At 47.9% G+C, this 24,906-nt stretch carries 19 protein-coding genes; 4 read left to right on the plus strand and 15 right to left on the minus strand.

The features are described 5' to 3' along the window. Positions 1–103 precede the first annotated feature (103 nt). From A3844_RS10945 to A3844_RS10970, 6 genes are all read right to left on the minus strand, one after another. Positions 104–1,000 carry a sensor histidine kinase gene (locus A3844_RS10945; protein ID WP_074100270.1) on the minus strand — a complete coding sequence of 299 codons (897 nt, stop codon included), beginning with the start codon at positions 998–1,000 and terminating at the stop codon, positions 104–106. Between the two features lie 22 nt (positions 1,001–1,022). After that, a complete protein-coding gene (locus tag A3844_RS10950; protein WP_074100271.1) occupies positions 1,023–1,784 on the minus strand; it encodes an ABC transporter permease in 762 nt (253 codons plus the stop codon). Beyond that, positions 1,777–2,700: an ABC transporter ATP-binding protein gene (locus A3844_RS10955; RefSeq protein ID WP_074107410.1), complete on the minus strand. Its 924-nt coding sequence runs from the start codon at positions 2,698–2,700 to the stop codon at positions 1,777–1,779. Before A3844_RS10955 ends, A3844_RS10950 begins: the two co-directional genes overlap by 8 nt. Positions 2,701–2,783: 83 nt before the next feature. After that, positions 2,784–3,476 carry a response regulator transcription factor gene (locus A3844_RS10960; RefSeq protein WP_074107411.1) on the minus strand — a complete coding sequence of 231 codons (693 nt, stop codon included), beginning with the start codon at positions 3,474–3,476 and terminating at the stop codon, positions 2,784–2,786. A gap of 207 nt (positions 3,477–3,683) precedes the next feature. Then, on the minus strand, positions 3,684–4,574 hold the full coding sequence (locus A3844_RS10965) for a DegV family protein (RefSeq protein WP_074085945.1): 891 nt from the start codon (positions 4,572–4,574) through the stop codon (positions 3,684–3,686). A 343-nt stretch (positions 4,575–4,917) separates the two neighbouring features. Then, entirely contained in the window at positions 4,918–5,928 is a 1,011-nt protein-coding gene (locus A3844_RS10970) for a M23 family metallopeptidase (RefSeq protein ID WP_083606806.1), read from the minus strand. A 200-nt stretch (positions 5,929–6,128) separates the two neighbouring features. Between A3844_RS10970 and A3844_RS10975 the strand changes: the two genes are divergently transcribed. Continuing rightward, positions 6,129–6,836 (plus strand): response regulator transcription factor, encoded by a 708-nt coding sequence (locus tag A3844_RS10975; RefSeq protein ID WP_074085946.1) that lies wholly within the window; start codon positions 6,129–6,131, stop codon positions 6,834–6,836. Further along, complete coding sequence (locus A3844_RS10980) at positions 6,820–8,607, plus strand: sensor histidine kinase (protein ID WP_167374667.1); 1,788 nt, start codon at positions 6,820–6,822, stop codon at positions 8,605–8,607. Before A3844_RS10975 ends, A3844_RS10980 begins: the two co-directional genes overlap by 17 nt. Positions 8,608–8,718: 111 nt before the next feature. Here A3844_RS10980 and A3844_RS10985 read toward each other — a convergent pair whose 3' ends face one another. The 7 genes from A3844_RS10985 to A3844_RS32305 form a co-directional block, all read right to left on the minus strand. Continuing rightward, complete coding sequence (locus A3844_RS10985; protein WP_074107413.1) at positions 8,719–9,927, minus strand: TerD family protein; 1,209 nt, start codon at positions 9,925–9,927, stop codon at positions 8,719–8,721. Between the two features lie 248 nt (positions 9,928–10,175). Beyond that, the gene (locus A3844_RS10990) at positions 10,176–11,093 is read right to left on the minus strand and encodes a helix-turn-helix domain-containing protein (protein ID WP_074107414.1); all 918 of its coding nucleotides are present in this window, start codon (positions 11,091–11,093) and stop codon (positions 10,176–10,178) included. Between the two features lie 294 nt (positions 11,094–11,387). Further along, complete coding sequence (locus A3844_RS10995) at positions 11,388–12,161, minus strand: hypothetical protein (protein WP_143192413.1); 774 nt, start codon at positions 12,159–12,161, stop codon at positions 11,388–11,390. 680 nt (positions 12,162–12,841) lie between these two features. After that, the gene (locus A3844_RS11005; RefSeq protein WP_074107416.1) at positions 12,842–13,819 is read right to left on the minus strand and encodes a diaminopimelate dehydrogenase; all 978 of its coding nucleotides are present in this window, start codon (positions 13,817–13,819) and stop codon (positions 12,842–12,844) included. A 34-nt stretch (positions 13,820–13,853) separates the two neighbouring features. Further along, positions 13,854–15,125, minus strand: coding sequence for a Glu/Leu/Phe/Val family dehydrogenase (locus tag A3844_RS11010; protein ID WP_074107417.1), 1,272 nt, complete (start codon positions 15,123–15,125; stop codon positions 13,854–13,856). Between the two features lie 275 nt (positions 15,126–15,400). Next, entirely contained in the window at positions 15,401–16,111 is a 711-nt protein-coding gene (locus A3844_RS33100) for a hypothetical protein (RefSeq protein ID WP_208619416.1), read from the minus strand. 386 nt (positions 16,112–16,497) lie between these two features. Beyond that, positions 16,498–20,913, minus strand: a complete 4,416-nt coding sequence (locus A3844_RS32305; protein WP_167374668.1) for a fibronectin type III domain-containing protein — start codon at positions 20,911–20,913, stop codon at positions 16,498–16,500. Positions 20,914–21,207: 294 nt separating this feature from the next. Here A3844_RS32305 and A3844_RS11085 point away from each other — a divergent pair, with 294 nt between their 5' ends. Then, positions 21,208–21,678, plus strand: coding sequence for a pyridoxamine 5'-phosphate oxidase family protein (locus A3844_RS11085; RefSeq protein ID WP_074085954.1), 471 nt, complete (start codon positions 21,208–21,210; stop codon positions 21,676–21,678). Positions 21,679–21,849: 171 nt separating this feature from the next. Here the strand turns inward: A3844_RS11085 and A3844_RS11090 are convergent, their stop codons facing one another. Further along, positions 21,850–22,770 (minus strand): alpha/beta hydrolase family protein, encoded by a 921-nt coding sequence (locus A3844_RS11090; protein ID WP_074107418.1) that lies wholly within the window; start codon positions 22,768–22,770, stop codon positions 21,850–21,852. A gap of 109 nt (positions 22,771–22,879) precedes the next feature. On the opposite strand from A3844_RS11090, the gene A3844_RS11095 reads away from it, so the two are divergent. After that, entirely contained in the window at positions 22,880–23,320 is a 441-nt protein-coding gene (locus A3844_RS11095) for a MarR family winged helix-turn-helix transcriptional regulator (protein WP_074107419.1), read from the plus strand. A 113-nt stretch (positions 23,321–23,433) separates the two neighbouring features. Here A3844_RS11095 and yidC read toward each other — a convergent pair whose 3' ends face one another. Next, positions 23,434–24,261: a membrane protein insertase YidC gene (yidC, locus tag A3844_RS11100; RefSeq protein WP_074107420.1), complete on the minus strand. Its 828-nt coding sequence runs from the start codon at positions 24,259–24,261 to the stop codon at positions 23,434–23,436. Positions 24,262–24,906 lie beyond the last annotated feature (645 nt).

The following is a 24,906-nucleotide window of genomic DNA, read 5'->3' on the forward strand; positions in this document are numbered from 1 at the left end:
TTTAACCAAGAGTATAAGTATAATGGATAAATCAGGAAATGAAATGCATCACAAGTGGATGAACCGAATGATGCAAATGACAGGCTCATGCTGGCATTGCGCCTTACAGCTTCCAACGGCAGGTCATCGTTAAATTGCCCCCATGCAGCTCCGCTGTCAGTGAGCCGTTCATCTTGTCCATTAGACTTTTCGCTATGGAAAGACCAAGTCCCGATCCTTGGGCGGACCGGGTGCGGTCGACCGTATAGAAGCGGTCGAATAGCAGCCTCACATCGATGTCGGATAACTCCTTCGCTTCATTCACGATCCTGAACATGGCTGTCTTCTCCCGTTGCTCGAAGCAGATCTCCACATGACCGGCCGCATGTTTGACAGTATTAATAAGCAAATTCTCAACGACCCTCTGCACGGCTGATTCGTCAGCATATATAGCCACCGCTTCCTTCGGCAGCCGGATATCCGGCGTAATGTTCCGTTCGTTGAACCGGTCGTAGAAACCAACCAGAATGTCTGACAGGAGGACAGTCATTTCGATCCGCTCGGACTTAAGCTGATAATCCGAAGATTCAATTAAGGACAGCTCGAAGAAATCGTTCAATAGCGCTTGCAGCCGTTTCGTGCGATTTTTAACGATTGTGAGGTATTCGTGCTTCTCCTCGGGCGTAATAGGCTCTGCTTCCAGCAGTTGAATATATCCAAAGATGGAGGTCAGCGGAGTACGAATATCATGGGAAATGTTCGTAATTGCCTGCCGCAGCTCATTTTCTGTTCGTCTTCTGCGGGCCTCTGCATCGACTACGAGGTCGGACTGGCTGTTAATTTGACCCGCAAGCGCTTCGAGCCGCCGGTCAAATAGCGTTACGTCTATTTTTTTACCGGTTGTCCGCTCATTATAGCGGCGCAGCTGCGATGTCATCCGTCCCAGCTCCCGCCTCATCAGCAGCAGATGGGCAAGCAGAAGAGCCGCCACCGTAACCGATATGAGCGTTATGATAAGCAACTCTCTTCCGCCCCTCTTACTTTTATTTTATTTCCTTTCTACGGAACACGAGAATACCGAGCAGCCCGGCTGCGACAATCGTCAGCAATGGCACAAGCAGGAGCGCCGGCAGATCGCCGCCGTCGATGCTGGGCTTGCCGATATCGTTCATCAGCTTGAAGATAGAATAATCATACACTGTAGTAAAGAAAGGGATGTACTCACCCAAGCCCCCCAAAATCGTGTCAATCATAAGGAAGAAAATCATCGAGAAGCCGATCGTCTTGCCGCTTTCGGTGAACACGGCAGTGAACAGCGCCCCGATCGCCGCGTAGCCTGCAGTGTACAGCAGTGTTAGTCCGAGGGCCCGTGGTATGAAGAACGCGTCAACCCCCTCCGGCAAATGGCCAAAACCTGAAAGTAGTGAAACTTCGGTCGTGCTTACGATCGGGAATACCAGAGAGACAGCCATGGCTCCGACCGAGAATCCGATCAGCTTGGCGGTGAACAGCCGTCCTCTATCGTTGCCCGATGATGCGATCGTCTTCATGACACCCGTCGCATATTCACTCGCGATGAAGAATCCGGCCAACGCTGCTACGCCGAATTTGATCACATAGCCATTGCTTGCCATAAATTTAATCAGAAATTCGGCTCCTGTAAATTGCGGATCTCCACTCGACTTATTGTCAAAATAGTAGAGCAGTGGATACACCAGTGAAAGAGCGGCGGTTATGAGCAGCAGCACCCGGAATGATCTGTCCTTACGCAGCTTGAACAGTTCTGACCTGATCAGGTTATACATGCCCGGCACCTCCGATCCGCTTCATGAAATAGCTCTCCAGGTCTTCGCCCATCGGCATAAACTGCTCGATTTCCAGGCCTGCGGAGAAAAGCGTCGACGATACTTTGCCTGGCTGCTCCATGTGGCCATACAGCTTGATGGCCCCATCCGGCATCACCTCGAAATCGGCTGTGCGGAACTCATTCTGAATAACGGTTGCTGCCTTGTCCGGGTTATCCGCTTTGATATACACGTATTGCTGGCATTTATCGTTCAATTCCTGTGCAGTGAGCTGCTCCAGCAGCTTGCCGTGATGAATAATGCCGTAATGGCTTGCCAGCAAATGCAGCTCACTCAGAATGTGGCTGGAGATCAGAATCGTTATCCCTCGTTCGTGGTTGAGCTGCTTGAGCAGCTCGCGCATCTCGATAACGCTCATCGGATCGAGTCCGTTGGTCGGCTCGTCCAGAATTAGAAATTCGGGGTCGCCCAGCAAGGCGATCGCCAGACCCAGCCGCTGCTTCATACCAAGTGAGAAATTCCTCACTTTTTTCCTGCCTGTTCCCTGCAAACCGACCCATTCCAGCATCCTGGCGACGCAGTCTTTGCCGGGGATGCCCCGGAGGAGACGGTTCGCCTCCAGATTCTCGGCGGCAGTCATGTGGGGGAACAACGAGGGGCTCTCGATAATCAGCCCCATCCGCTTGCGGGCCTGGGTCAACGCCCGCTCATCGCTGGCTCCGAACAGCTCGATACTTCCGTCGGACGGAAAAGCAAGTCCGGTAACGATGCGCATCAGCGTCGATTTTCCGGCTCCGTTCTGCCCAATAAAGCCATATATGGAGCCTTTGCGGATAGACAAATTTACTTTATCCAGCGCTACGCTGCCTTTGAACTTCTTAGACAATTGATTCGTTTGCAATACATATTCGTTCATTGTCGTCTTGGCCTCCCTTATGTGATAGACCAAGTATAGAAACGAAAACTTAAGAGGGGCTAAAGCCAATTCTTAAGAATGTCTTAAGGCTTCAGCCGATAGCCCATGCCCCATACCGTCTCGATAAATTCGCTGCCAGGCGCAGCCTTCGCCAGTTTACTCCGCAAATTGCTCATATGGACATTGACCGTATTATCGTCTCCGTGGTATGGCTCATCCCATACGCTTTCATATAGATTGGCTTTCGTGAATACCTTTTTCGGTGCCGATAAAAACAATGCGACAATCTCGTACTCCCGGACGGTCAGCGCAACCTCCGCCCCCTCTGCCGTAACCGTTTTGGAATCGTGGTCGAGTACCAATCCCTTATGCTGCAATACGCTCGGCACAGCCGGAGGAGCGATCTGCGCATACCGGCGCAGATGGGAATCGATGCGCGCCGATACTTCCTCGATATCGAAAGGCTTCGTAATGAAGTCATCCGCCCCTCCGCGCAGAGCTGATACCTTGGTCTGCTGCTCACCCTTGGCCGAAATGATGATAACTGGTACACCACCCCGCACGCGGATCCATTTAAGCAGCTCCTCGCCCGTCATTCCCGGCAGCATCAGATCGAGCAGTACCATGCTCCATTGTCGTTGCTCCAGATAGAGCAGTGCCTCTGTTCCGGAGAAGGCAGGCTGTGGCACGTAACCGCTTTTTCTAATAATGCTGCACAGCAGCCGGCTGATGTCACTGTCGTCCTCGGCCACGAGAATATTGATCGAATTATTCATCTAATCTCCTTGTACTATCTGTTATCAGCTTTCAAACCTATGTTCATCAGCATTTATGATAGACTATTTTTACCTCTGATTCCAGAACAGCATTTTTTATGACCTGGCGAAGAGATTAATTTGGACTCCCATGGTTCGCAAAAAACCAGCAGACCCACTCCGGGACCTGCTGGTTTTTTGTATGCAAGCAATTTGGCCGAGCGGGACTCAATCCCAAAGCATAGGCTCCAGTACTTTATCCTGAACAGTGATACTGTTAAGGGCTGTATTATTAATCCATGAAAGCGCGAGCGTTCCCTCGCCCATATGAACACCTACTACCGGAACAAAAGTCATGATTTCTGTACGCACAGAAGGCGACATATCCTTGATGGCCGACTCCAGGCTCAGCGCCTCTTCCATATTGTTGGCATGCATAATGCAAATATCCTGGATCCGCCAGATATCCTTGTGGAGTGTCTCCAGCAACTTTTGCTTCGTCTTCTTGAAGGTGCGGATTTTGTCCACAACGACAACTTTGCCTTCATCGAACTTCAGCAGCAGATGAATCCGCATCAGCTGGCCCAGTACAAGCTGAGAGCCAGAGAGTCGACCGCTGCGGTGCAGCTGGCTGAGACTGGCAGGGATCAGATAGAAAGACATCTCTTCAATGATATTTTCGATTCTGCTCTTGATCTCCAGCGCAGAGCAACCTGCCTGCTGCCAGTGAACGCCGCGCAGAATCATCTCACGGATCGGGTAAGCGCCTACCTTGGAATCAATGCCAATTACGGTAACTCCAGCGATATCCGCTGCCTGTATAGAGGTATGGAAAGTACCACTAAGCTCGGAGGAACAATGGATCGCAATAATTTCGTCATACTCTTCCTTCAGGCGCTCGTATAACTCTACGAACTCACCGATCGGCGGCTGGGAACTGCCAACCTTGTCATTCTGGCGCATTTTATCATAGAACTGGTCGGCGGTGATTTCGATATTTTCTTTATAACATTCATTATTGACAATTAGACGGAGAGGAACAATATATACATGGTTATTTATGGCGAATTCAGAGTCAATTGTGCTGGTGCTGTCGGTTACCCAAGCGATGGATTTCATGTCACTGCTCTCTTTCGTGAGGGATTGGTTGCGATCAGGAATCAGCAGCTTCAACTATCTGCATATTCGTAAATTATACAGGAAACCAAGCGCTCATATAGCGATTACGAGATAATTACCGGCACCTTTTTCAACATGATTCGACATAAATTCACATTTCACATGATAGATATACCTATTAAAGAACCGACTGGATATGGTATGTGAAGACGCTAAAAAAATGGCCGTTACTTATGATTTACTACTGCCTCATGGCTGGGCGCACCAAAAGAACGGCATCTCTGCCGTCCTTTAACATTTGAAATTATTGAATCATCTTCTACTCTTCGGTACTGAAGTCCGGTTAGGGCGCTAATATATAGGCACCTTGCTCATAATCATCGGCGTCCTTCCAGTGAACGCGCAGTGACTTTGTAGTGTACAGTTCCGCGCTGTTGGCAACCTCGAAATGAAGATGTGGTTCGCTGGAATTACCCGAGTTACCGCACTTACCCAGCGTATCTCCGGCCTTGACTACGTCGCCGGTTTTGACGCTGACCGATCCCTTTTGCAGATGAGCGTAGTAGCTGAACTCTCCATTGCCATGATCGATAATGACATGGTTCCCGGCAATCTGCTCCGTATTCTCCTTACCGACAGGCTTATTGTCTTGGATGTCATTGACGATTTTCACAACTTTGCCCGCTGCGGCAGCCAGAATAGGTTTTCCGAAAGCAAAGTAGCTTTCATTTTTGGTGGCGTCGCCTTTATAGCTGAACCCATTGTTCACCACGATGAGATCATACGCATACCGCTGCTGCTCAGCCCCGTAATGATAATTAATGAGCTCATTCGTGCCCCCCCAATAGACAAACCATTTCCCTTGAAAAGGAAGTTCAAAAGTCGTTTGAGTACGCTTCGCATCCGTCTCAGGATACTGCTGCATCGTATTAAATATCAGGCCCTCTATCTTGTTGTTTCTGTCAAACAAAGCTTGTATCGTTTTTTTTCCTTTAGGGTCCTTCCAAGCATAGTAGCTGGTATTGTTTATAAGAAAATGACTAACCAGTTTATAGGATGTGACGTTCTTGTGGTTGAGGTTGACTTGTTTCTTGAAATCCTTTAACGAGAATTGCTTCTTGAATTCGGCCCCGAGTTGTCCATAAATACGTTCATATTTCTCTTGCTGCAGCAGTTTTAAAAGTTCGTCCGGCCGGAAAGAAGCAGCAGCTACTGCTCCTTTCGAGACAGAGTTTGCTGATACAACCTCAGGCTTGGCGGACTCAGCCGACGCCGAGGCTGCGAGTGAGCCCACAGTCAGTATGCCAGCGAGGCTAAGCAGCATCAGATTTCTTTTGCTAATGATATTGTTCATCCGTTTTCTCTCCTTTATATGGGTTTCACGGATAAGTGTATGCGATGAAGTTTAACACCTGCGAAACGAAACCTTATGATTGTATTAATCAGGAGATTGAAAAGTTAAGGTTCCGTTAAGATTTATATTGTGCTGCTGAAACAAAATGAATGATATATTTAAATGGATACCAAGTTTTGTAATAGGGAGATAAGGAAGCGATGAATCAATCAAAGATTCTAATTGTGGATGATGAATCGTCCATTCTAAAACTATTGAAAACCGTGTTAAATAAAGAGGGATTTCCACTCGTCGATACGGCCACAACAGGCGAACAGGCCTTACTAGCCTGCCAAACCACCAAGTATGACCTCATCCTGCTTGATGTTATGCTGCCGAAGCAAAACGGCTTCGAGATCTGTCCATGGATTCGGCAAACAACGGATGCCCCTATCCTGTTCTTAACGGCTCGGATAGGCGATTTTGATAAATTGACCGGTTTTGCCGTTGGGGGCGATGATTACATTACGAAGCCGTTCAATCCGCTAGAAGTGATTGCGCGTGTCCGGGCACAGCTGCGCCGGTATCTCAAAACTGCCGATGTTCCCACTATGAACCGGATATACACTTACAGAACATTTCAAGTGGACGAATATGCTGGAGAGCTTCGCGTGAATGATGTCACCGTCGATTGTCCGGCTCAGGTCTTTCAGCTCCTCTTGTTTTTTTGCCAAAGCCCCAACCGGGTATTCAGTAAAAAACAACTGTACGAGCAAGTTTGGGGCGAGCAAAGTCTTAGTGATGACAATACAGTCATGGTTCATATCCATCGTATCCGCGAGCGCATTGAACCCAATCCCAGTGAGCCAGTATATTTGATTACTGCACGTGGCCTAGGTTACAAACTTGTTCGTGAATCTGAGAATTAATGCGATGAACATCAAGAAAAGGTTTATCCTTCAATATATTAGGCAATTGCTGTTTATCGGCGTCCTACTATTTGTTCTATTTTTAGGTACATTTACTTTAAGCATTGTAAAGCTGGAGCGGCTTGATCAACAACTGGACTCCATTCAGCCCAGTTTGCCTGTGCTCACAGACTCTATTACCCATCATGACGGTAAAATACAATTTGATCCGAAACTTCTTGCCGAGGTACGCGAGCAGGGGGGCTGGCTACAGGTTATAGATAAGGCTGGAGAGACTATTGCCGCTTACCATACTCCAGCTGATGTACCAGAACGTTACACTCCTGGTGAGCTGATGAGCTATTGGAAAGCGGAGAAGGATTTCCCTTACGGACTATATGCATGGATTCAAGAGCTGGATGGACAAACCTATACCCTCTTATACGGAGTGAAGAATGATATTGCCATGCTCAAAAAAAACTTGCTGCAGCAAGTGACATGGAGAGCGGGCAAGATTGAAGTGAACGAGAGCTTCAAGCAGCAGCTTAATGATATCCATGGCTGGATCGAGCTGCTCGATGGGAATGGGAAGGTACTAGGAGGTTACGGACAAAGGGGCGAAGCGCCAGATCATTATAGCCTTCAGGATTTGATGCTGCGTAACCAATATCCGGAACGTTATGGCATGCAATCATTTACGGTTTATGATTCTGCGGCAGGCAGCACCTGGGTCATTCATGCTCCTCTGTCTACAACGGTGGCTTCATGGGTCAATGGCGATACGTATAAGGAAGATATTACTGTATTCTTCTGGAGATCTGCTGCTTTGCTTGTGATGATTCTTATTCTCTTCCTGCTTCTTGCTCTTTGGTACGGTCACCGGTTTGGGACACCTATTCTGCATATGATTGATTGGCTTCACTCTTTGGCCAAGGGCGAATTACGTGAACCGACCAGTCCTAACTCCAATGGGATGCCTCTTAGCCGTAAGCAGTCTGGACATTTAAAAGAAAGATTCCGCGTACATGCCGAATTGATAGAATCCTTAGCTCACTTAACAGAGACATTACAGAAGAACGAGCATATTCGTAAGCAGCTGGAGATCACAAGAGAAGACTGGATTGCAGGTGTGTCGCATGATTTGAAGACACCGCTGTCTTCCATAATGGGGTATGCACATCTCATGGAATCGAGAACGTATGAATGGTCACAAGCAGAAATCCGTGAATTTGCAGCCATTATGCGTGAGAAATCCACTTATATGGATGAAATGATCAACGATTTAACTTTAACCTACCGGTTGAAAAACGATGCCTTTGCGTTTGAATTCATCCCGACAGACATGAATGAATTCATCGATCAAACCATACAAAAGTGGAAACAGCATCCTCAATTCGCCAATGTTCCGATTCATTATAAGGCTTCGGAAGCACCGATTACCTATCCGATAGATGCCAGATACTTCAGACGCGCTCTGGAGAATCTGCTTGCAAATGCTGCCCTCCACAATCCTGAAGGTACATGGATCAACGTTTCTATAGTTAAGAATAACGTTTCGCAATTTGTAATCCAGATACAAGATAACGGGGTAGGCATAGATAAAAAAACGAAGGAACTGCTATTCGAGCGCTACTATCGCGGTACCAATACGGATGAATTAATCCAAGGTACTGGACTCGGTATGGCAATTTCCAAGCAGCTTGTGATCCAACACCGGGGACAGATTGAAATAGAGAGCCAATTGGGGACCGGTACGACAATTTCATTAGTGTTTAGCACGACAAGAGAATAAAATCCATTCTTTATTCAACTAGGCAGTACTAGAAGCAATAACCTAATGAAAAAAGCCCAAGCCACTTGTCTGCTTGAGCTTTTTTCATTTCCTTACTCAGACTACGACAAACTATTTATAATCATTTAAGGGCCCTTGATCCATTATAACTTCTACCCTATTTGAAGGTCCCATCCTGAGAATAGGCCTAAACTCCGAATTCGGTCTACTGTAAAGCTCCAATGGGCTTATAATAACGCCGTCTGGCGTATTATGAAGTATTCCGGGTACACAGGTATAAATCTTATCATTATTATTGGCATTCTTGGCGGATATCGTAACGGACGTTCCATTATGATTATCTATACTCATGGACACCTTATATCTGTAGAATGAACCGGTTCCATTGGACTGAGCTGAATAAACCACAGGAACAACTGCAAGAATATCATCTTTTAATCTTAATTTTATAACCTCTGTCTTCATTGCTTTGCTGCTTCTCCCGACATCGCCCATATGTTCCACAGTCCCGTTACCAAAACTTTTGAGAGGAGGTGTCCCCTCCGCACCAAACATAGCTACATCAATCTGCTTTCCATCCTTTGTGTAGACTAAAGCATATATATCATAATCCGTCCCAGTCTTCCAAGATACAGTAGCCGTGATTTCTGGTGTTTTATCAATAATAACCGGTTTTTGCCCTTTATCGAGATTTATCTTACCCTTTACCTTTTCAAGGCTTATTGATAACTTCGAATCAGGCTCTTTTGAGGTATGATTTTGAATTGTCTGAGGTTCGGAATGCTTGTCTGGCTCATCAGCTTCAACCTCAACACCATAGTTTTTACATAACCCTTCAAGCCCGGAATCAAATCCGCGCCAGATTGATTTTGCCTTCGTCTGACCATCTCTTAGATATAATTCCAAAACTACGATTCCATTTTCGTGCGTGAAACTGGATGGTGATAACTGAATAATCGTATTTTCGGTACATATCTCGGCTGTTAAATTCTTTACATTCGAAAATCCCGTGCTGTGATCCTCTGTCAGAGTTATAGCTATTTTTGTGATACCTTGAGGGACTTTACCCATGTCGAAATTAATTTTATGAACTTTTGTATGGCCCACTTTCTCGGATGGTAAAAGAGTAGCTACACCTGTGGAACTTGTTGGTTGATTATAAAAGATGACCCCGCTATCTCCTTGTACCTTGTCGGAATCCGTTAAAAGGAATGCTGTTAATGAAATATCTATTAAAGTAGAAATTTCGTGACTAATCGTAATATTACCTTTTGCGGCACTTAAGGTTGTATTTGCTCCCATCTGAAGAAATTGATTCACTTAAACCACTCCAATCCATTAATGGCTCATATTCAAGTTGACTCTTTAATTCCCGAAATTCAGAATACATTCTGACTTACTTATATTACCACAAGAAGGTAATACTTAAGACTTGCATTAACATATTGTCCCTCTTGTGGTACGGTTCTCCGCACTATCGGTAACGGAAAATTTAAAGGCCATCCATTGTGGGATGGCCCTCTTTCATTTTCCTCGACTGTCGTCTCCGTCAGCTGAACGGTATTCAGCTATTCATCTTTGATAACAGGCAACAAATAATCAAGAATAATCTTCTGTCCCTTTTCCAGCGGTGTGCAGTATCGGTCATATGTATAGACATCACACCAATAAAAATTTCCAAAGTCAATTTTGTATCCTGTTTTCTCGATTGCTTCGGAACAAATTAAGTATGCACTATCAATAATATCGTTAAGGTAGTCGGCTTCAATCCATATCTTAGCAACCGTTCCAGCGGGTATATCTGCTGCATACATATTTTCTGGAACAGGTGCATCAAGTTCTACATATTTACCAATGATATATTGAAAATTATCTTTCCCTTCAAATTTACTCATATGCCCAAGTCCAATATAGTCATCAATATCTTTGCAAATCCACTTTCCAACTTCTTGTTGTATTTTATCAAAAACGCCTTCCTTGATTGCTGAACCCCAGCATTCTTCTCCTGCTTTTTGAAATGAGGTCATTTTCATCATGCCCACAATTTTTCGACTTCCAAATTGTGCATACTCGATTTTTTTTAGCTCTGCCATAATTCGTTTACCTCCTACAATTCTAATGTTTGTAAAGGAGGTGCGTGGATGATCACTAAGTTTCTCTCTGTCCTTCCTAACACTAGAGGGAGAAACATTGTGATGCTCCCTGAAAGCTCTTGTAAAAGAAGCGTGAGAATTGAAACCATATTTTGTAGCTATGTCGATGATTTTTTCACTGCTATTTCTTAAATCATGACCCGCTAGGGTTAATCGCCGCCGCCTTAAGTACTCATTAATTGAAATTCCTGAAATATATGTGAAAATACGCTGAAATAATGGAGCAGGGCAACCTGCAATTTTAGAAATAACACTATAATCAACCTCATCTGAAGTCGGTATAATATTCTCCAAGTATTCCACTACACTCTCAAAGGCATTAAGATTATCCACTATGCACCTCCTCTCTAATAAAATTATAGGAATATTTTCATGACATCGCTTTGCAAGAACTGTACGTTTTTTGTTAAGTATCGCAATATAATAATTCCATTATATATCCTGCTTATCCTTCTGTTGAATGTGCTATCCTGCCAATATGCTTAAAACCGGCTCAAGCAATTTTTGGTACATATATCATATTCGTGACCTAAAGCCAATCCCCCTTACCGTTTGGTCCTTTTTTACAGCAAAATTATAGCCCCAGGAAAAATCTCCAGGGGCTGTTCTTACTATTGTGGAGCATCCTTATCTTTTTTGCAAAAAGATCCACCATTGCCGGTCAAAACCGGGAATAAAAATCTCTTCGCAGCCCTGAATCCCGTTCAACCAGCGTCTGGTCAGGGGGATGATATTCTCAAACAAATCTACCGGGTAGCCCCAGTCAAGGTCCAATTGGAACATATAATGATTCATAGCGATAATGCCATTTGTCCGCAGAGATTTCAATAAAGTGTGGATCAAGGTGATAAAAGGCTGCATGGCATGAACTTCGAGTGTACCTGAGGCAACCTCCTGCTGAAGAAGTTTGATCATGGCCGGCAAAGTTTCCATCCAATCCGTATGGATGGTGTCGATTCCAGCCTGTCCGCACAAAATCGCCTGGATGATATCATTGACCGCATGCTGAAAAACGATAAGATCCACTGACCCGGAAGGCAGATGTTTTTCGAGATAAGCTGCATCTTCCTCTATGACTTTCATATGCAGGGGAAGGCCCAGCGTTTTCTGCAGCAAACTGGTGGTGAGGCTTTTATTCATATTGGCCGTTATGTACGTACTGTTTGGATGGGTTCGTGCCATGACCTGGGGAACCATATCTGCATCGCCGGAAGCCACCTCCAATAATGTCAGGTCATCTCCCAACTGCAGCGCTTCAAAAACCTCTGCCCAACGCGCTCTGAAGTAGACTTCATTTACAACGGTAAAGTGGGCAATCGGACTTTCCAGCAACAGTTTAAGCTGGTGTTCAACCTCGTTTTGTGGGAGGGAGCGATATTGCTTCAGTTCTTGCTCGCTCAAAAAACGTTGTGCTCGCTCATTTATTAATGGGTAGCATTTGTCTACGTCGTCTAATGGAATCATAATAAGCTTCCCTTCCTGGCTAACTATATTTGCTACTATTATATTTATTAATAGATTTTCCAACAATCTATATTATTAAAGATATATAGGTTAAACTAAAAGTTTTTTCCGAATATTACAACCACGTATCTGAATTTTAAAATCAATAGTCTTGATTATCGACCTCTGCAAAGGGTTAAAAGTGAAGCCGTCCGACTTTTCCAAGCTGACCCGAGTTGGAATATGAGAAGGCGCAAAAGAATGAGTGAATGCAAATAAGAGCGGAACGTAAGGCCGTTAACCTGTGCTGTGCTCTGCTCTTGTAACGACGACTTTGCCTATACTTCGTGCAGGCCCTCATACTCAAAGGGGTCTTCACACGAGTAGATATCATGGAAAAATCCCATATACGGGATATCGTCTTCCAGACATTTAATGCGATATGATAACTCCTCATCACACTCCAGCTCTTCGCCGTTGTGCTGCTTTCTGTATAATAAAACTTTGCGGCAACAAAAAAAGAAGAAGCTCAAGCTACACCTAGCTTAAGCTTCCTCATTTTTAGCTCATGCACATCCTGCTGATTCTGCGATTTTTCCTGCACGAACTTCTTTCTTCCACTAGGATCTCCACTAACGTTACAGCAGTTCCTTGCGGAGCTGCTCCGGCGATTTCGGCGAGAGCAGGCCGAACGGGATATCGAAGACGGTGTGCGCGCCGGACTCTCCCTTTTGCGCCAGACGGTAGGCCGCGCGGGCATAGGCGACGAGCACGCTGGCGGTAAATTCGGGATTGCTGTCCAGCTTCAGACTGAACTCGACGATCTGCGTATTCCCCTCCCCGGTCCGCCCGCTTCGGATAACATGGCCGCCATGCGGCATTGCGCCATGTTCGGCAGCCAGCGTCTCTTCGCTCACGAAATGAACCACAGTCTCATAATCGGCAAAATAATTCGGCATGCTGCGGATCGTCTCCGCAATCGCCTCGCGGTCTGCGCCTTCCTCAGCCACTACATAACACTCGCGCAGATGCTTGTCGCGGGTAGCCAGCACCGGGTTCTCCCCACTGCGTACGCGCGCCACCGCTTCTTCACGCGGAATAGTGTACTGGATGCCGTTCTTGACTCCGGGAACACGGCGGATGGCGTCGGAATGACCCTGGCTTACGCCTTTGCCCCAGAAGGTGAACTCGCTGCCTTCCGGCAGCACGGCTTCTGCCAGCAGACGGTTCAGTGAGAACAGTCCCGGGTCCCAGCCGGTAGAAATGACGCTGACAGTCCCCGCCGCCTTGGAGCTGGCATCCACTTCCGCATAATACTCTGGAATTCGCGCATGGGTATCGAAGCTGTCAACCGTATGGAACAGCTTCGCCAGAGCCGGGCCCTGTTCCGGCAGATCGGTTGCGGAGCCGCCGCATAGGATCAGCACATCAATTTTTCCCCGATAAGCCTCAATATCGTTAATGGACACCATCTGTGTGCCCGTCTCTAACGCGTGGGGATCGCGGCGCGTAAAAATCGCTTCCAGCCGAAGATCAGGATTTTGCCGGATTGCCGCCTTGACGCCACGTCCGAGATTGCCGTAGCCGACGATGCCGATGGAAATAGGTTGGGTCATGGTTATTGTGTCCTCCATTTCATAATATGCTGGATCAGATCCAGCCTCGGGCACTCATCGCTTCGCTAATCCGTTTAATGGAAATCATAAAAGCAGCGGTGCGCAGATTGGTACCGTGCTCACGGGATAAGGCACGGACCGCATCATAGGAAGCGTACATCCGCTGCGACAGACGCTCCAGCACCTCTTCTTCCGTCCAGTAGTAGTTGGCCAGATTTTGCACCCATTCGAAATACGATACGGTGACGCCGCCTGCATTTGCCAGAATATCGGGAATGACTAGCACGCCATTTTCCTGCAAAATTTTGTCCGCCTCCGGAGTGGTCGGGCCGTTGGCCGCTTCGGCGATGATCCGGGCCCGGATGTTGGCTGCATTGGCGCCGGTAATCACATTCTCCAGTGCCGCGGGGACAAGGATATCGACATCCAGCTCCAGCAACTCTTCGTTAGTAATCACGTAAGACTCGCCGTAGTCAGCCAGCTTGGCATGGTCTTTGAGCGCAAAGACTCTCGGCAAGTCAAGACCCTCCGCCTGATACAATCCGCCCCTCGAATCGCTGACCGCAACAACCTTACAACCTTGTTCGGCCAGCAGTTTAGCCGCAATCCGTCCGGCGTTGCCGAAGCCCTGCACCGCAACTATTGCGCCTTCCGGAGATACGTCCAGCTCCTTAAGCGCAGCAAGCACTGTGTACACGCAGCCTTGTGCCGTTGCTTCATTCCGTCCTTTGGAGCCGCCGAGGATGAGCGGTTTGCCTGTGATGACGCCCGGCGTGTTGACGCCCTTCAGGCGGCTGTATGTATCCATCATCCAGCCCATAATCTCCGGTGTCGTGTAGACATCCGGCGCTGGAATATCTTTATCGGGACCGATGAAATCGGCGATAGCCTCCATATAGCCCCGGCTGACGCGTTCCAGCTCGACTTTGCTCAGCTTGTGCGGGTCACAGATAACCCCGCCCTTGCCGCCGCCGTAAGGCAGACCCACAACGCCGCATTTGAAGGACATCCACATCGACAATGCTTTGACCTCGTCCAGCGTAACGTCAGGGTGGAAACGAATGCCCCCTTTTCCCGGACCGATCGCATCGTTGTGCTGGGAACGGTAACCTTCGAAGACGACCACGCTGCCGTCGTCCATCTTGACGGGAAAGTTGACGGTCAGCACACGTTTCGGTTTTTTCAGAATATCGGTAATATGCTGCGGAAGCTGCAAATAGGCAGCCGCTTCATCAATCTGTTTTTGCACAATTTCAAAGGGGTTTAAGGTCTCTTGCGCCAGTGCCACGTTCTCTGTAATGCTCATGTGCTTCAGCCCTTTCTCTCCATCTGATTTTGCGGTTCACCGCATTAAAGAAGGTTAGAATACATCTTACATCATACGTTAGTTTTATAAAAGAATTTTTACGGAAAATCATTGTTATTTTTTTCATCAGATACGAAAATATGCGAATTAATTGCTTACATTTTTGCTTATAGATTGGATTCGGGCTAGACCTGCCCTGCCGAACCGATGGAAGGGACTTTTGCTGTGGATCTGCAAAAGTCCCCCTCGAATGGGTACAGCGTATGGGTATTGCCTCATTCCGATACGGAATGAAGTCCCTTTATCTCTATTAGTTTTTTACTAAACTGATACGCTACATTAACATTTTCTATAATCTCAGTATCCTGGTAGGCAAGGGAGCCCTCAAACTCTAGGGTATCATTGTCTTTCCACACAAAATGATTAGCATAGCTATAATTCTCATGATCTGTGCGAATCCATGTATCTAATCCTTTTTGTGTACCATATTTGACTCTTGCTGATTCTACTAGCTCTGGACTTATTCTTCCCTCTTCAACATTCATAATTTGAACGAATTCACTTTTATTAGAACATGTTACGACCGCAATGAACTTCTGATTTGGTGAAGGAATAATTTCTTTATGGCCTTCAAGCCCCACCAGCGTCAACAGTTCACTGGCCGGCATCCGAGTGGTGTATAGCCGTCCCCAAAAGGTCAAATAATCGGCAACCTTCATTCGTTCATATAATCCGTCATCCCAAAAGCAGCACCCAACACGCTGCACGATTTCAGAACGGTTCAGCCGCAGACGCTCACCGCGGTATAGCGCCTGAATCCCAAGCCCAGACGGCTCGCCCAGAACGGAACGGATGAACTGACGGCCATGCTCATAATTACACTGCACCACCGCACACTGTCCAGCCATCAGTTCCACTGATGACGATGCAGCATCGCTTTTTCCGGCTTCACTTTGTATATGCAAGGTTGAACCACGTGCTTCCATGATTGGGTAAAGTACTACTGGACGAAAAAGCCGCATAAGAGCTTAGACCTTAGACCTTAGCAGCCATTCCCACAACAATATCTTTCGCCGTCACTTGTGATTTTTGACGATACATGAGGATTATTAACTTATCATAAAAACTGATTCAATAGTACTTCCCCCTTACTTTGGACATTACGTTATTAATCTGCCAATATAATATTCGATTATTAACGCAATTAGTAGATTATTGCAAAGGTTCTTCTATCGTCAAATCTTTGCTGAAAAACTCAAAATCTTGCCGTTACTTATGATAAGGCTCTCCTTGCACGCTATAACGGCTGGATGAAAAATATCCCTCTAACCGGATTCTATCGGTCGAGGGATATTTCGATTAGGGCAACTATTTAATTATCGATTAGATTAGAGTTTTGCAGAAGTCTTTGAACAATAACCGCGACTTCCGCTCTTGTTATGAAGGCTTTAGGAGCCAGCTCACCACTGTTTCGTCCCGAAACAAGCCCGGCTTTCAAACAGTCGGAAACCCCGCTCTTAGCCCAAGTCGATATCGTCTCCGCATCAGTGAAAGAGTCTGGTAATTGCTTTGTCATCTGGTGATCCATCACCTCAAGCCGGGTAATGATCATCGCTCTTGCCAGAATGACCATCGCTTGTTCGCGTGTCATCTTATCATTCGGGCGGAAGCTGCCATCATCAAATCCGCTGATCAGGTTGTACGTGAATGCCGTCCCAATCGCATCGGCGAACCAATCCTTCCGATCAACATCACTGAAAGGCGGTACCCCTGCTTTTAGTTTTAGTCCTAAACCGCGAACCAGGATGGCCGCAAACTCCGCACGCGTAATGTCCTGGTCAGGATTGAAGAGACCTTTGGCAGCGCCATTGACGACCTTGCGTGATCCCATATCGTTTATGGCTTTTTTAGCCCAGTGCCGTTCTACATCCTTGAACTCAAGCGGATGCCATATCACAGAATAGCTGCTATTCGTCAAGCTGTTCACCTTGGCATAATACTTGCCGTTCAGGAGTACGATTTTTGTCGGCACATGGCGCAGCGTTCCATCCGCTTCAATGACGACTCCAGTCGTGATTTTACCAGGATCGATACCTTCCGGAATAACCATTGTACGTTCAACATAAGCTTTGAACTCAGTGACTTCAATGGTAGTGTCCTTATAAAGAGCTCTTACCGTAAAATTAAGCGGTGGAACGACAATTCCCACCGTTCCTTCTGCAGCTTCATTTGGAACCCATGGAATCGGCGATCTGGGCTTAGCAATTTCAATCTGAACCTTAATATCTTGCAGTGCTGCCGCTTTGCCTACCTGCTCCGAGATCGCTTGGATGTCGATCTGCTCAGCTGGTAAACGGAAGGTCGCTTGATCCGTTTTTATTTCCAATATCGCTTGCCGCATTTCCATATTCCTGACTAGCTGTCCGTTGAGCTCTCCGATCACGACATCGGATTTGGTGTACACCGGAACCGTTACTACGGCAAGCTGGCCTTCCTTCGCGAGCTTATCTTCCAGCTTTTTCTCGTCAATCGTGACGGTTGTTACCGTTTGTGAATTTACGCTTGTTACCTTTGCTGTTCCTGCACTCTCCGTTTGGCCGTTAACAAGAACGATAGCAGCCGTTTCATCAGATTTGGCTGTTGGCTGGGCCGGCGCACTTCCTTGCGGCGAGGTGTCTCCACCGCTGTCAACGTGAAGAGCTTCGGGTATTACGCCGTTAGAAACGGCGGAAGCGGTGCTGCTGCCGCCACTGTTGGTCGCAATTACCGTAAACGTATAGGTTATGCCATTCGTTAAGCCGGTCACTCTGATCGGACTGCCCGTACCCGTTGCCGCTATGCCGCCCGGACTTGCCACGACGGTGTAACCCGTGATCGGACTGCCTCCATTGCTGGCCGGTTCGGTGAAGGTCACAATCGCTTCACGGTTGCCCGCAACGGCGGTTACGCCCGTCGGTGCGCCCGGCGCGGTTGGAGGCGCAATCGGCGTCACGCTATTCGAAGGAGCCGAAGCGGTCGAGCTCCCTGCACCATTTACTGCAACGACGGTGAAGGTATACGTCGTCCCGTACTTTAGACCGGTAAACGTGATTGGACTGCCTGTACCACTAGCCGTCAAGCCCCCCGGGCTTGAGGTCACGGTATAGCTGGTTATGTGGCTGCCTCCATTGCTAACCGGGGCTGTAAACCTCACAGTGGCTTGCGATTCGCCATTCGCTACCTCAGCCGTTACTGCAGTCGGCGCGTCAGGTACCGCAGCAGGCGCTGTCGATGCTGTCGGCGTGACGCTATTCGAAGGCACCGAAGCCGCCGAGGTCCCTGCGCCGTTTATTGCAACGACAGTGAAGGTGTACGTTGTCCCGTACGTTAAACCGGTGACCGTGATTGGACTGCTTGTACTGCTAGCCGTCAAGCCCCCCGGGCTTGAGGTCACGGTATAGCCGGTTATGTCGCTGCCTCCATTGCTAACCGGGGCTGTAAACCTCACAGTGGCTTGCGATTCGCCATTCACTACCTCAGCCGTTACTGCAGTCGGCGCGTCAGGTACCGCAGCAGGCGCTGTCGATGCTGTCGGCGTGACGCTATTCGAAGGAGCCGAAGCGGCCGAGCTCCCTACGCCATTTATTGCAACGACAGTGAAGGTATACGTCGTTCCGTACGTTAAACCGGTAACCGTGATTGGACTGCCTGTACCGCTAGCCGTCAAGCCCCCCGGGCTTGAGGTCACGGTATAGCCGGTTATGTCGCTGCCTCCATTGCTAACCGGGGCTGTAAACCTCACGGTGGCTTGCGATTCGCCATTCGCTACCTCAGCCGTTACTGCAGTCGGCGCGTCCGAAGGGACAGACACGATTTTCAATTTCTGAACGCGGTGGTTGCTGAATTCGGATACGTATACGATCCCGTTGCTATCTACCGCCACGCCGAGTGGACTGTTAAACTCGCCCAGGCCGCTGCCCGCTCCGCCGCCGCTCTTCTTCCACTCGCTCCATACCCCTGTAGCTACCGTCAGTTTCTGGATGCGCTCGTTATTGGAATCGGCCACATATACATTGCCGCTGCCGTCTACCGCCACGCTGTATGGTTCATTAAATTCGCCTAAGCCGCTGCCCGCTCCACCGCCGCTCTTCTTCCACTCGCTCCACGCGCCTGTAGCTACCGTTAGCTTCTGGATACGATGATTTCCCATATCCGCCACATATACATTCCCGTCGCCGTCTACCTCCACACCGGACGGTTCATTGAACTCACCTAAGCCGCTGCCTGATCCGCCGCCGCTCTTTTTCCACTCGCTCCACACCCCTGTAGCTGCCGTCAACTTCTGGATGCGGTGGTTACTGGAATCGGCCACGTACACATTCCCGTTGCTGTCTACCGCTACGCCACCGGGATAACAGAACTCGCCCAAGCCACTGCCCGCTCCGCCTCCGCTCTTCTTCCACTCGCTCCACACCCCTGTAGCTGCCGTCAGCTTCTGGATGCGGTGGTTATACGGATCTGCAACGTACATATTTCCTCTGCTATCTACAGCAACATCTGTTGGAGAATCAAACTCTCCCAGGTCGCTGCCTGATCCGCCGCCGCTCTTCTTCCACTCGCTCCACACGCCCGAGTCGACATCCAGCATCTGAATGCGGTGGTTATCGAAATCGGCTACATACAGATTATTCTGGTTGTCTACCGCCATACCGGCTGGATAACTAAACTCGCCCAAACCTGTGCCAGCAACTGCTCCCTGATACCCATATTCGCTCCATAGTCCCGCAGCTACCGTCAGCTTCTGGATGCGGTGATTTCCGGAATCGGCCACATACACATTCCCGCTACTGTCCAGCGTCACGCCCTTGGGATTATTAAATTCTTCCAGACCGCTGCCTGATCCGCCGCCGCTTTTCTTCCACTCGCTCCACACGTCCGAGGAGACATCCAGCTTCTGGATGCGGTGATTTTTAGAATCCGCCACATATAATACATTGCCGCTGCCGTCTACCGCTACGCCAGAGGGTTGATTGAATTCGCCTAAGCCGCTGCCCGTTCCGCCTCCGCTTTTTTTCCACTCGCTCCACCCCCCTGTAGCTGCCGTCAGCTTCTGGATGCGGTGATTTTTAGAATCCGCCACGTACACATTCCCGTCGCCGTCTACTGCCACGCCAGAGGGTTCATTAAACTCGCCTAAGCCGCTGCCCGTCCCGCCTCCGCTTTTCTTCCACTCGCTCCACACCCCTGAGGCAACATTCAGCTTCTGGATGCGGTGATTTTTAGAATCCGCCACGTACACATTCCCGTCGCCGTCTACTGCCACGCCGCGGGGATAACTAAACTCTCCCAGGCCGCTGCCTGATCCGCCGCCGCTCTTCTTCCACTCGCTCCATACCCCTGTAGCTGCCGTGAGCTTCTGAATACGGTGGTTGTAATAGTCCGCCACATATACATTTCCACCGCTGTCTACCGCCACGCCGCTAGGGTTGGCAAACTCGCCCAGACCGCTGCCTGATCCGCCGCCGTCCTTCTTCCACTCGCTCCACACGCCTGTCGCGGCCGTCAGCTTCTGGATGCGATGGTTTTCAAAATCGGCCACGTATACATTCCCGCTGCTGTCTACCGTTACACTGTACGGATTAGAAAACGCTCCAAGAAATTTATTGCCTGCTTGTCCGATCTTGGCATATTGACTCCATTGATCTGCCGCTTGCACAGGAAAAACAAATAATGAGATAGAGACCATAAAAATTAAAATGACCGATACCCACTGTTTTCCTGTGAAATGAAACGTACTCTTCTGATTCATTACTTTTACTCCCCTCTTCCTTGGCTCATACATACCCTCCCTGCATGTTATAAGATCCTTCTCTCAAAATCCTCTCAAAATACGGAAGACATAAAGAATCCCCCTCCGCTCCACAGTGAATAATTAATTCTTCCACTGCCTAAGGGGATATCATTCGCGGCAATTCCACCCTAAGTCGGGCAGAGGATTATGATAGCGATTTAATATTTTTTCGTATTATTCTTCACATGCACTAAGATTTTACAATGATAAGCTTAATATTGTATGCCTTACGACATTTTAGGAGGTAATATAATGAGCAAGTACGACGAAGCCATGAAGCTGCTCGAAGAACAAGTGGGTAACAAGGACGGCCTGATCACTCTGTCCACCATAGCACTTGAACCGGGGGCCAATGGCAAAAGCCGTCCCGCCGCCCGCATTGTGGACGCCTATTATGAGGACGGCGCGTTCTACACCGTCACTTACGCGACCTCAGGCAAGATGCAGCAGATCGCCCAAAACCCCGAAGTCGCCGTTTGCATCATCGTCGAAAACTTTACGGCCGATGGTATCGGTGAAAACCTGGGCTGGGTATGTGACGAGAAAAACGCGGAGATGATGACAAAGCTGCGCACAATATTCGCCGGGTGGTATAACGAAGCCAATAACGACGAAGACCCTAACACATGCCTGCTGCGCATTCGCCTGATAAAGGGCCTGTGGAATGACGCCCATAAAGGGATCAGAAATGAGATTGATTTTGTCAATAAGACGGCAAATTAAGTATTATTGGATAACAGACAATATTAGCTCAAAGGGAGTGTCCGCACACTCCCTTTTTTCGCCGTTACTTATGGTAAGGTTCACCGTGCTGTTTGTAACGGCAAGTTTTAGGGCCATCCTTTTGCGGGATGGCCCTTTCTTCGATTCGCTTTGATCACGCCTTTTAGGTTCTTACTTGGATTCGATGCGACCTAACGGATTGGCGTCCTCCTTCAGAGCCTTCTGGGCTTCCAGCCAGCTGAAATCGTCGAGATTGAGCACATCGCGAAGGTAAGACCACGTGAGTTGCCCGAGCAAGGCAACTCGTTCGGGGTCCTCGTCCGTCGTCTCCGCGATGTTGTAGCCTGCAATTCCGCCAAGAGAGTGTTCTGCCCCAAAGAGGGTGAGCAAGCTCTTGCTGCCCGGACTCAGGAAATAGGGGTCGGTGAACCAGTCCGGTCCCCGAGTAGACAGCAGGGATTGGTCATGATCCCCCGTCACCACCAGGGTCGGCGTCCTCATGTCGGAGAAGCTCGGGTTCATAAATGAGAAGTGCTCTGCAGCGAACGGAGTCAAGTCAGTCCCGCCCAGTCCGGGCGTTGCAAGCAATACGCCCGCCTTAATACGCGAGTCGGACATATCCTCTCTCAGTTCCCCGTAGGCATCGAGAACGCGCGCACCAAGCAGCATACTCACCGTTTGACCTCCCCACGAGTGTCCGGCTGCAGCGATACGACTTCGGTCGAGACGTCCGCTTAGACCTGGTACGGAAGCTTCAATAAAATCAAGTTTGTCAAGGACGAGCTTTAGGTCCTCGACGCGGAAAAGCCAGATTAATGGTGTACGGGGATCGCCAGGAGGAAGATTCAGCGTCCTCGAGTCGAGATGGGTGGGCTGAATGACTACGAAGCCGTGAGCAGTCCAGTAGTCGACTAACGGACCATAGCCGTCCAATGAATTACCAAAGCCATGCGAAAAAATAATAATAGGCAATTGACTCCCCATCGCTGGCGCCGATACCCGTACTTGCAAATCCTCGCCACGACCCAGGACTGACAGCACTACCGGCTTTACCGAAATGACTGGAGTAGACGTACTTACGTTCATTTTCATAATAGATGTTCCTTTCTTGTTCTTCTCAATATCAGTTTAGGTTGACACGTCAACCTAATGCAAATGTAACATATTGAAGTTGACACGTCAACTATGCTATTATATTCCCATGGATAAGATCGAACTGAACCAAGAAGAAATTCAATTATGGTATAAATGGAAAGGCTCCTTTCACACCATCTTCGGTCGCGTAATTAAAGAGATGTCCGAGCACACCGGATTATCTGAGGGCGATTATGGAGTATTGGATCGGTTAGACCTTCTGGGGGACGGAAGCCTTCGCCAACAGGAGCTGGCAGAATCTATGGACTGGGATAAGAGTCGATTGTCACATCATCTGACGCGGATGGAAAAACGCAGGCTTGTGATGAGGAAGCCATTAGACGCAGATCGCGGTGTTCAAGTCATCATCACTCCCATTGGAAAATCAGCATTAGATGATGCCCGTCCCATCGTCTCCATGGCCATACGCAAACATTTTCTGGATCAATTAACCGATCTAGACATTGAGTCGATTACGAAGCTGGCGGAAAGAACAAAAAAGGGGTAACAGCGTCTTGTAATGCCCCGATGCCATGACCGCGTTTTTTGAAGTAGACACGCCGAACATTAATTGAACAAGCCCCCTCCGCCAAATTGGCAGAGGGGGCTTGTGTTTCAATTTTATAAATCTTCTACACTGGTGGGTAGGTTTTTACTTGCTGCATTTGGCTTCTTGTACATTTTATTGAGTATGATCGTTTGCACGATAATGAATATACCGCCAGCCGCCCAATATAGTGGTAACGCGGCGGGCATCTGAAATGAAAATACACCCATCATAATCGGTGATAACAATCCGATGAACGCCATTTGATTATTTGGATTTTGCTGAACCTGCGCCGAAACGGATTGAGACACGCGGAACTGAACGTAATACACCGCAGCGGCAATAAGCGGCAAGATCATATCTGTTGTCCCCAAGTTAAACCACAGAAAATCATGAGCTGCAATTTCCGGAGTACGACGAATGGCGTAGTAAAATGCAAGGGTGATCGGCCACTGGAGAAGCATCGGTAAACACCCCATGTTTAAGGGATTAAATTGATGTTTCTGGTAGAGCTGCATCATCTCGGCTTGCTCTTGTTTTTTGACATCCGCACTAGCTTCGTTCTTATACTTCTCCTTAAGTGCAGTTAATTCCGGCTGGAGGACGGCCATCTTTTCTTTCATGTCCATTTGCTTCTTGGTTTGATTCATCATGAGCGGCATGATCGCAAGTCTGATGATAAAAGTCAGCAGCACGATTGATAATCCGTAGTTTCCGTGAAATTCATTCGCGAAAAATTTAATCAAGATTGAAAAGTGATTAAATATCCCTGCTGAATCGACATTAATCGAGTTTGATTGGGATGCGGCCGAACATCCGCTGAGCACAATGATTGGAATAACTCCAATCAACATGACAAGAATGGGCTTAGCCCATTTTTGGAGCAGTAAAATCTTTTTCATCGTTGTCCTCCCTAATTGAAAGTATGGAATATCAATGTGGGGAAGGACCCTTGTCCTCTTCATCTGGCGCTTCTCTTCGTCTGACGGTACGTACTATCCACCGCTGAATGCTGCTCGGTTGCGACAGTCTGACAGCTACAAACCAGGTTGAACCGGCTGGAGCAATTTCATAACCCCAGTGTATCTCTTGTGTAGAAAAATAGGTGAATGGAATTGACACTAAGGAATAGATGAGAGCGATCGAGAATGCCAATAGAACCAAGTCATAAAAATGCTCCAGTTAAGTTCACCTCCGCATGATCCAATGTTGGAAAAAATTGAATAATGGTTATACGTTAGAGAAAACTTTATGGTTTCACTAACCTGCCTATTAGCTTAAAACCGCTTACTTGACCTGTATCATCTTAATATCCACAAGGGTATCCAAATTGATTTCAATCCTCATATCTTCATATCTTCATATTCATTCATTGCAACTAATATTTGATCTTCTATACTCAATTTCTTGATAGGATTTGTATTATCCAAAAAAATACTCCAGACCAAACGATCGTTTGCATCTGTGCAAGCAAGGAATCCTTCATTTCCCATCTGCCCATCGCCGCCATGGATTTTACCGCCTTGATAGTCAATACTCGTCCATGT

It is taken from the genome of Paenibacillus helianthi (genome assembly GCF_001909055.1).
GTDB classification, from domain to species: Bacteria; Bacillota; Bacilli; order Paenibacillales; family Paenibacillaceae; genus Paenibacillus_AQ; species Paenibacillus_AQ helianthi.

Bases quoted from the DNA above. Each gene is read 5' to 3' on its own strand.
- A3844_RS10950 (WP_074100271.1), bottom strand. From the start codon at position 1,784: ATGTATAACCTGATCAGGTCAGAACTGTTCAAGCTGCGTAAGGACAGA.
- A3844_RS10955 (WP_074107410.1), bottom strand. From the start codon at position 2,700: ATGAACGAATATGTATTGCAAACGAATCAATTGTCTAAGAAGTTCAAA.
- A3844_RS10960 (WP_074107411.1), bottom strand. From the start codon at position 3,476: ATGAATAATTCGATCAATATTCTCGTGGCCGAGGACGACAGTGACATC.
- A3844_RS10965 (WP_074085945.1), bottom strand. From the start codon at position 4,574: ATGAAATCCATCGCTTGGGTAACCGACAGCACCAGCACAATTGACTCT.
- A3844_RS10970 (WP_083606806.1), bottom strand. From the start codon at position 5,928: ATGAACAATATCATTAGCAAAAGAAATCTGATGCTGCTTAGCCTCGCT.
- A3844_RS10975 (WP_074085946.1), top strand. From the start codon at position 6,129: ATGAATCAATCAAAGATTCTAATTGTGGATGATGAATCGTCCATTCTA.
- A3844_RS11005 (WP_074107416.1), bottom strand. From the start codon at position 13,819: ATGACCCAACCTATTTCCATCGGCATCGTCGGCTACGGCAATCTCGGA.
- A3844_RS11010 (WP_074107417.1), bottom strand. From the start codon at position 15,125: ATGAGCATTACAGAGAACGTGGCACTGGCGCAAGAGACCTTAAACCCC.
- A3844_RS33100 (WP_208619416.1), bottom strand. From the start codon at position 16,111: ATGGAAGCACGTGGTTCAACCTTGCATATACAAAGTGAAGCCGGAAAA.
- A3844_RS32305 (WP_167374668.1), bottom strand. From the start codon at position 20,913: ATGAATCAGAAGAGTACGTTTCATTTCACAGGAAAACAGTGGGTATCG.
- A3844_RS11085 (WP_074085954.1), top strand. From the start codon at position 21,208: ATGAGCAAGTACGACGAAGCCATGAAGCTGCTCGAAGAACAAGTGGGT.
- A3844_RS11090 (WP_074107418.1), bottom strand. From the start codon at position 22,770: ATGAAAATGAACGTAAGTACGTCTACTCCAGTCATTTCGGTAAAGCCG.
- A3844_RS11095 (WP_074107419.1), top strand. From the start codon at position 22,880: ATGGATAAGATCGAACTGAACCAAGAAGAAATTCAATTATGGTATAAA.
- yidC (WP_074107420.1), bottom strand. From the start codon at position 24,261: ATGAAAAAGATTTTACTGCTCCAAAAATGGGCTAAGCCCATTCTTGTC.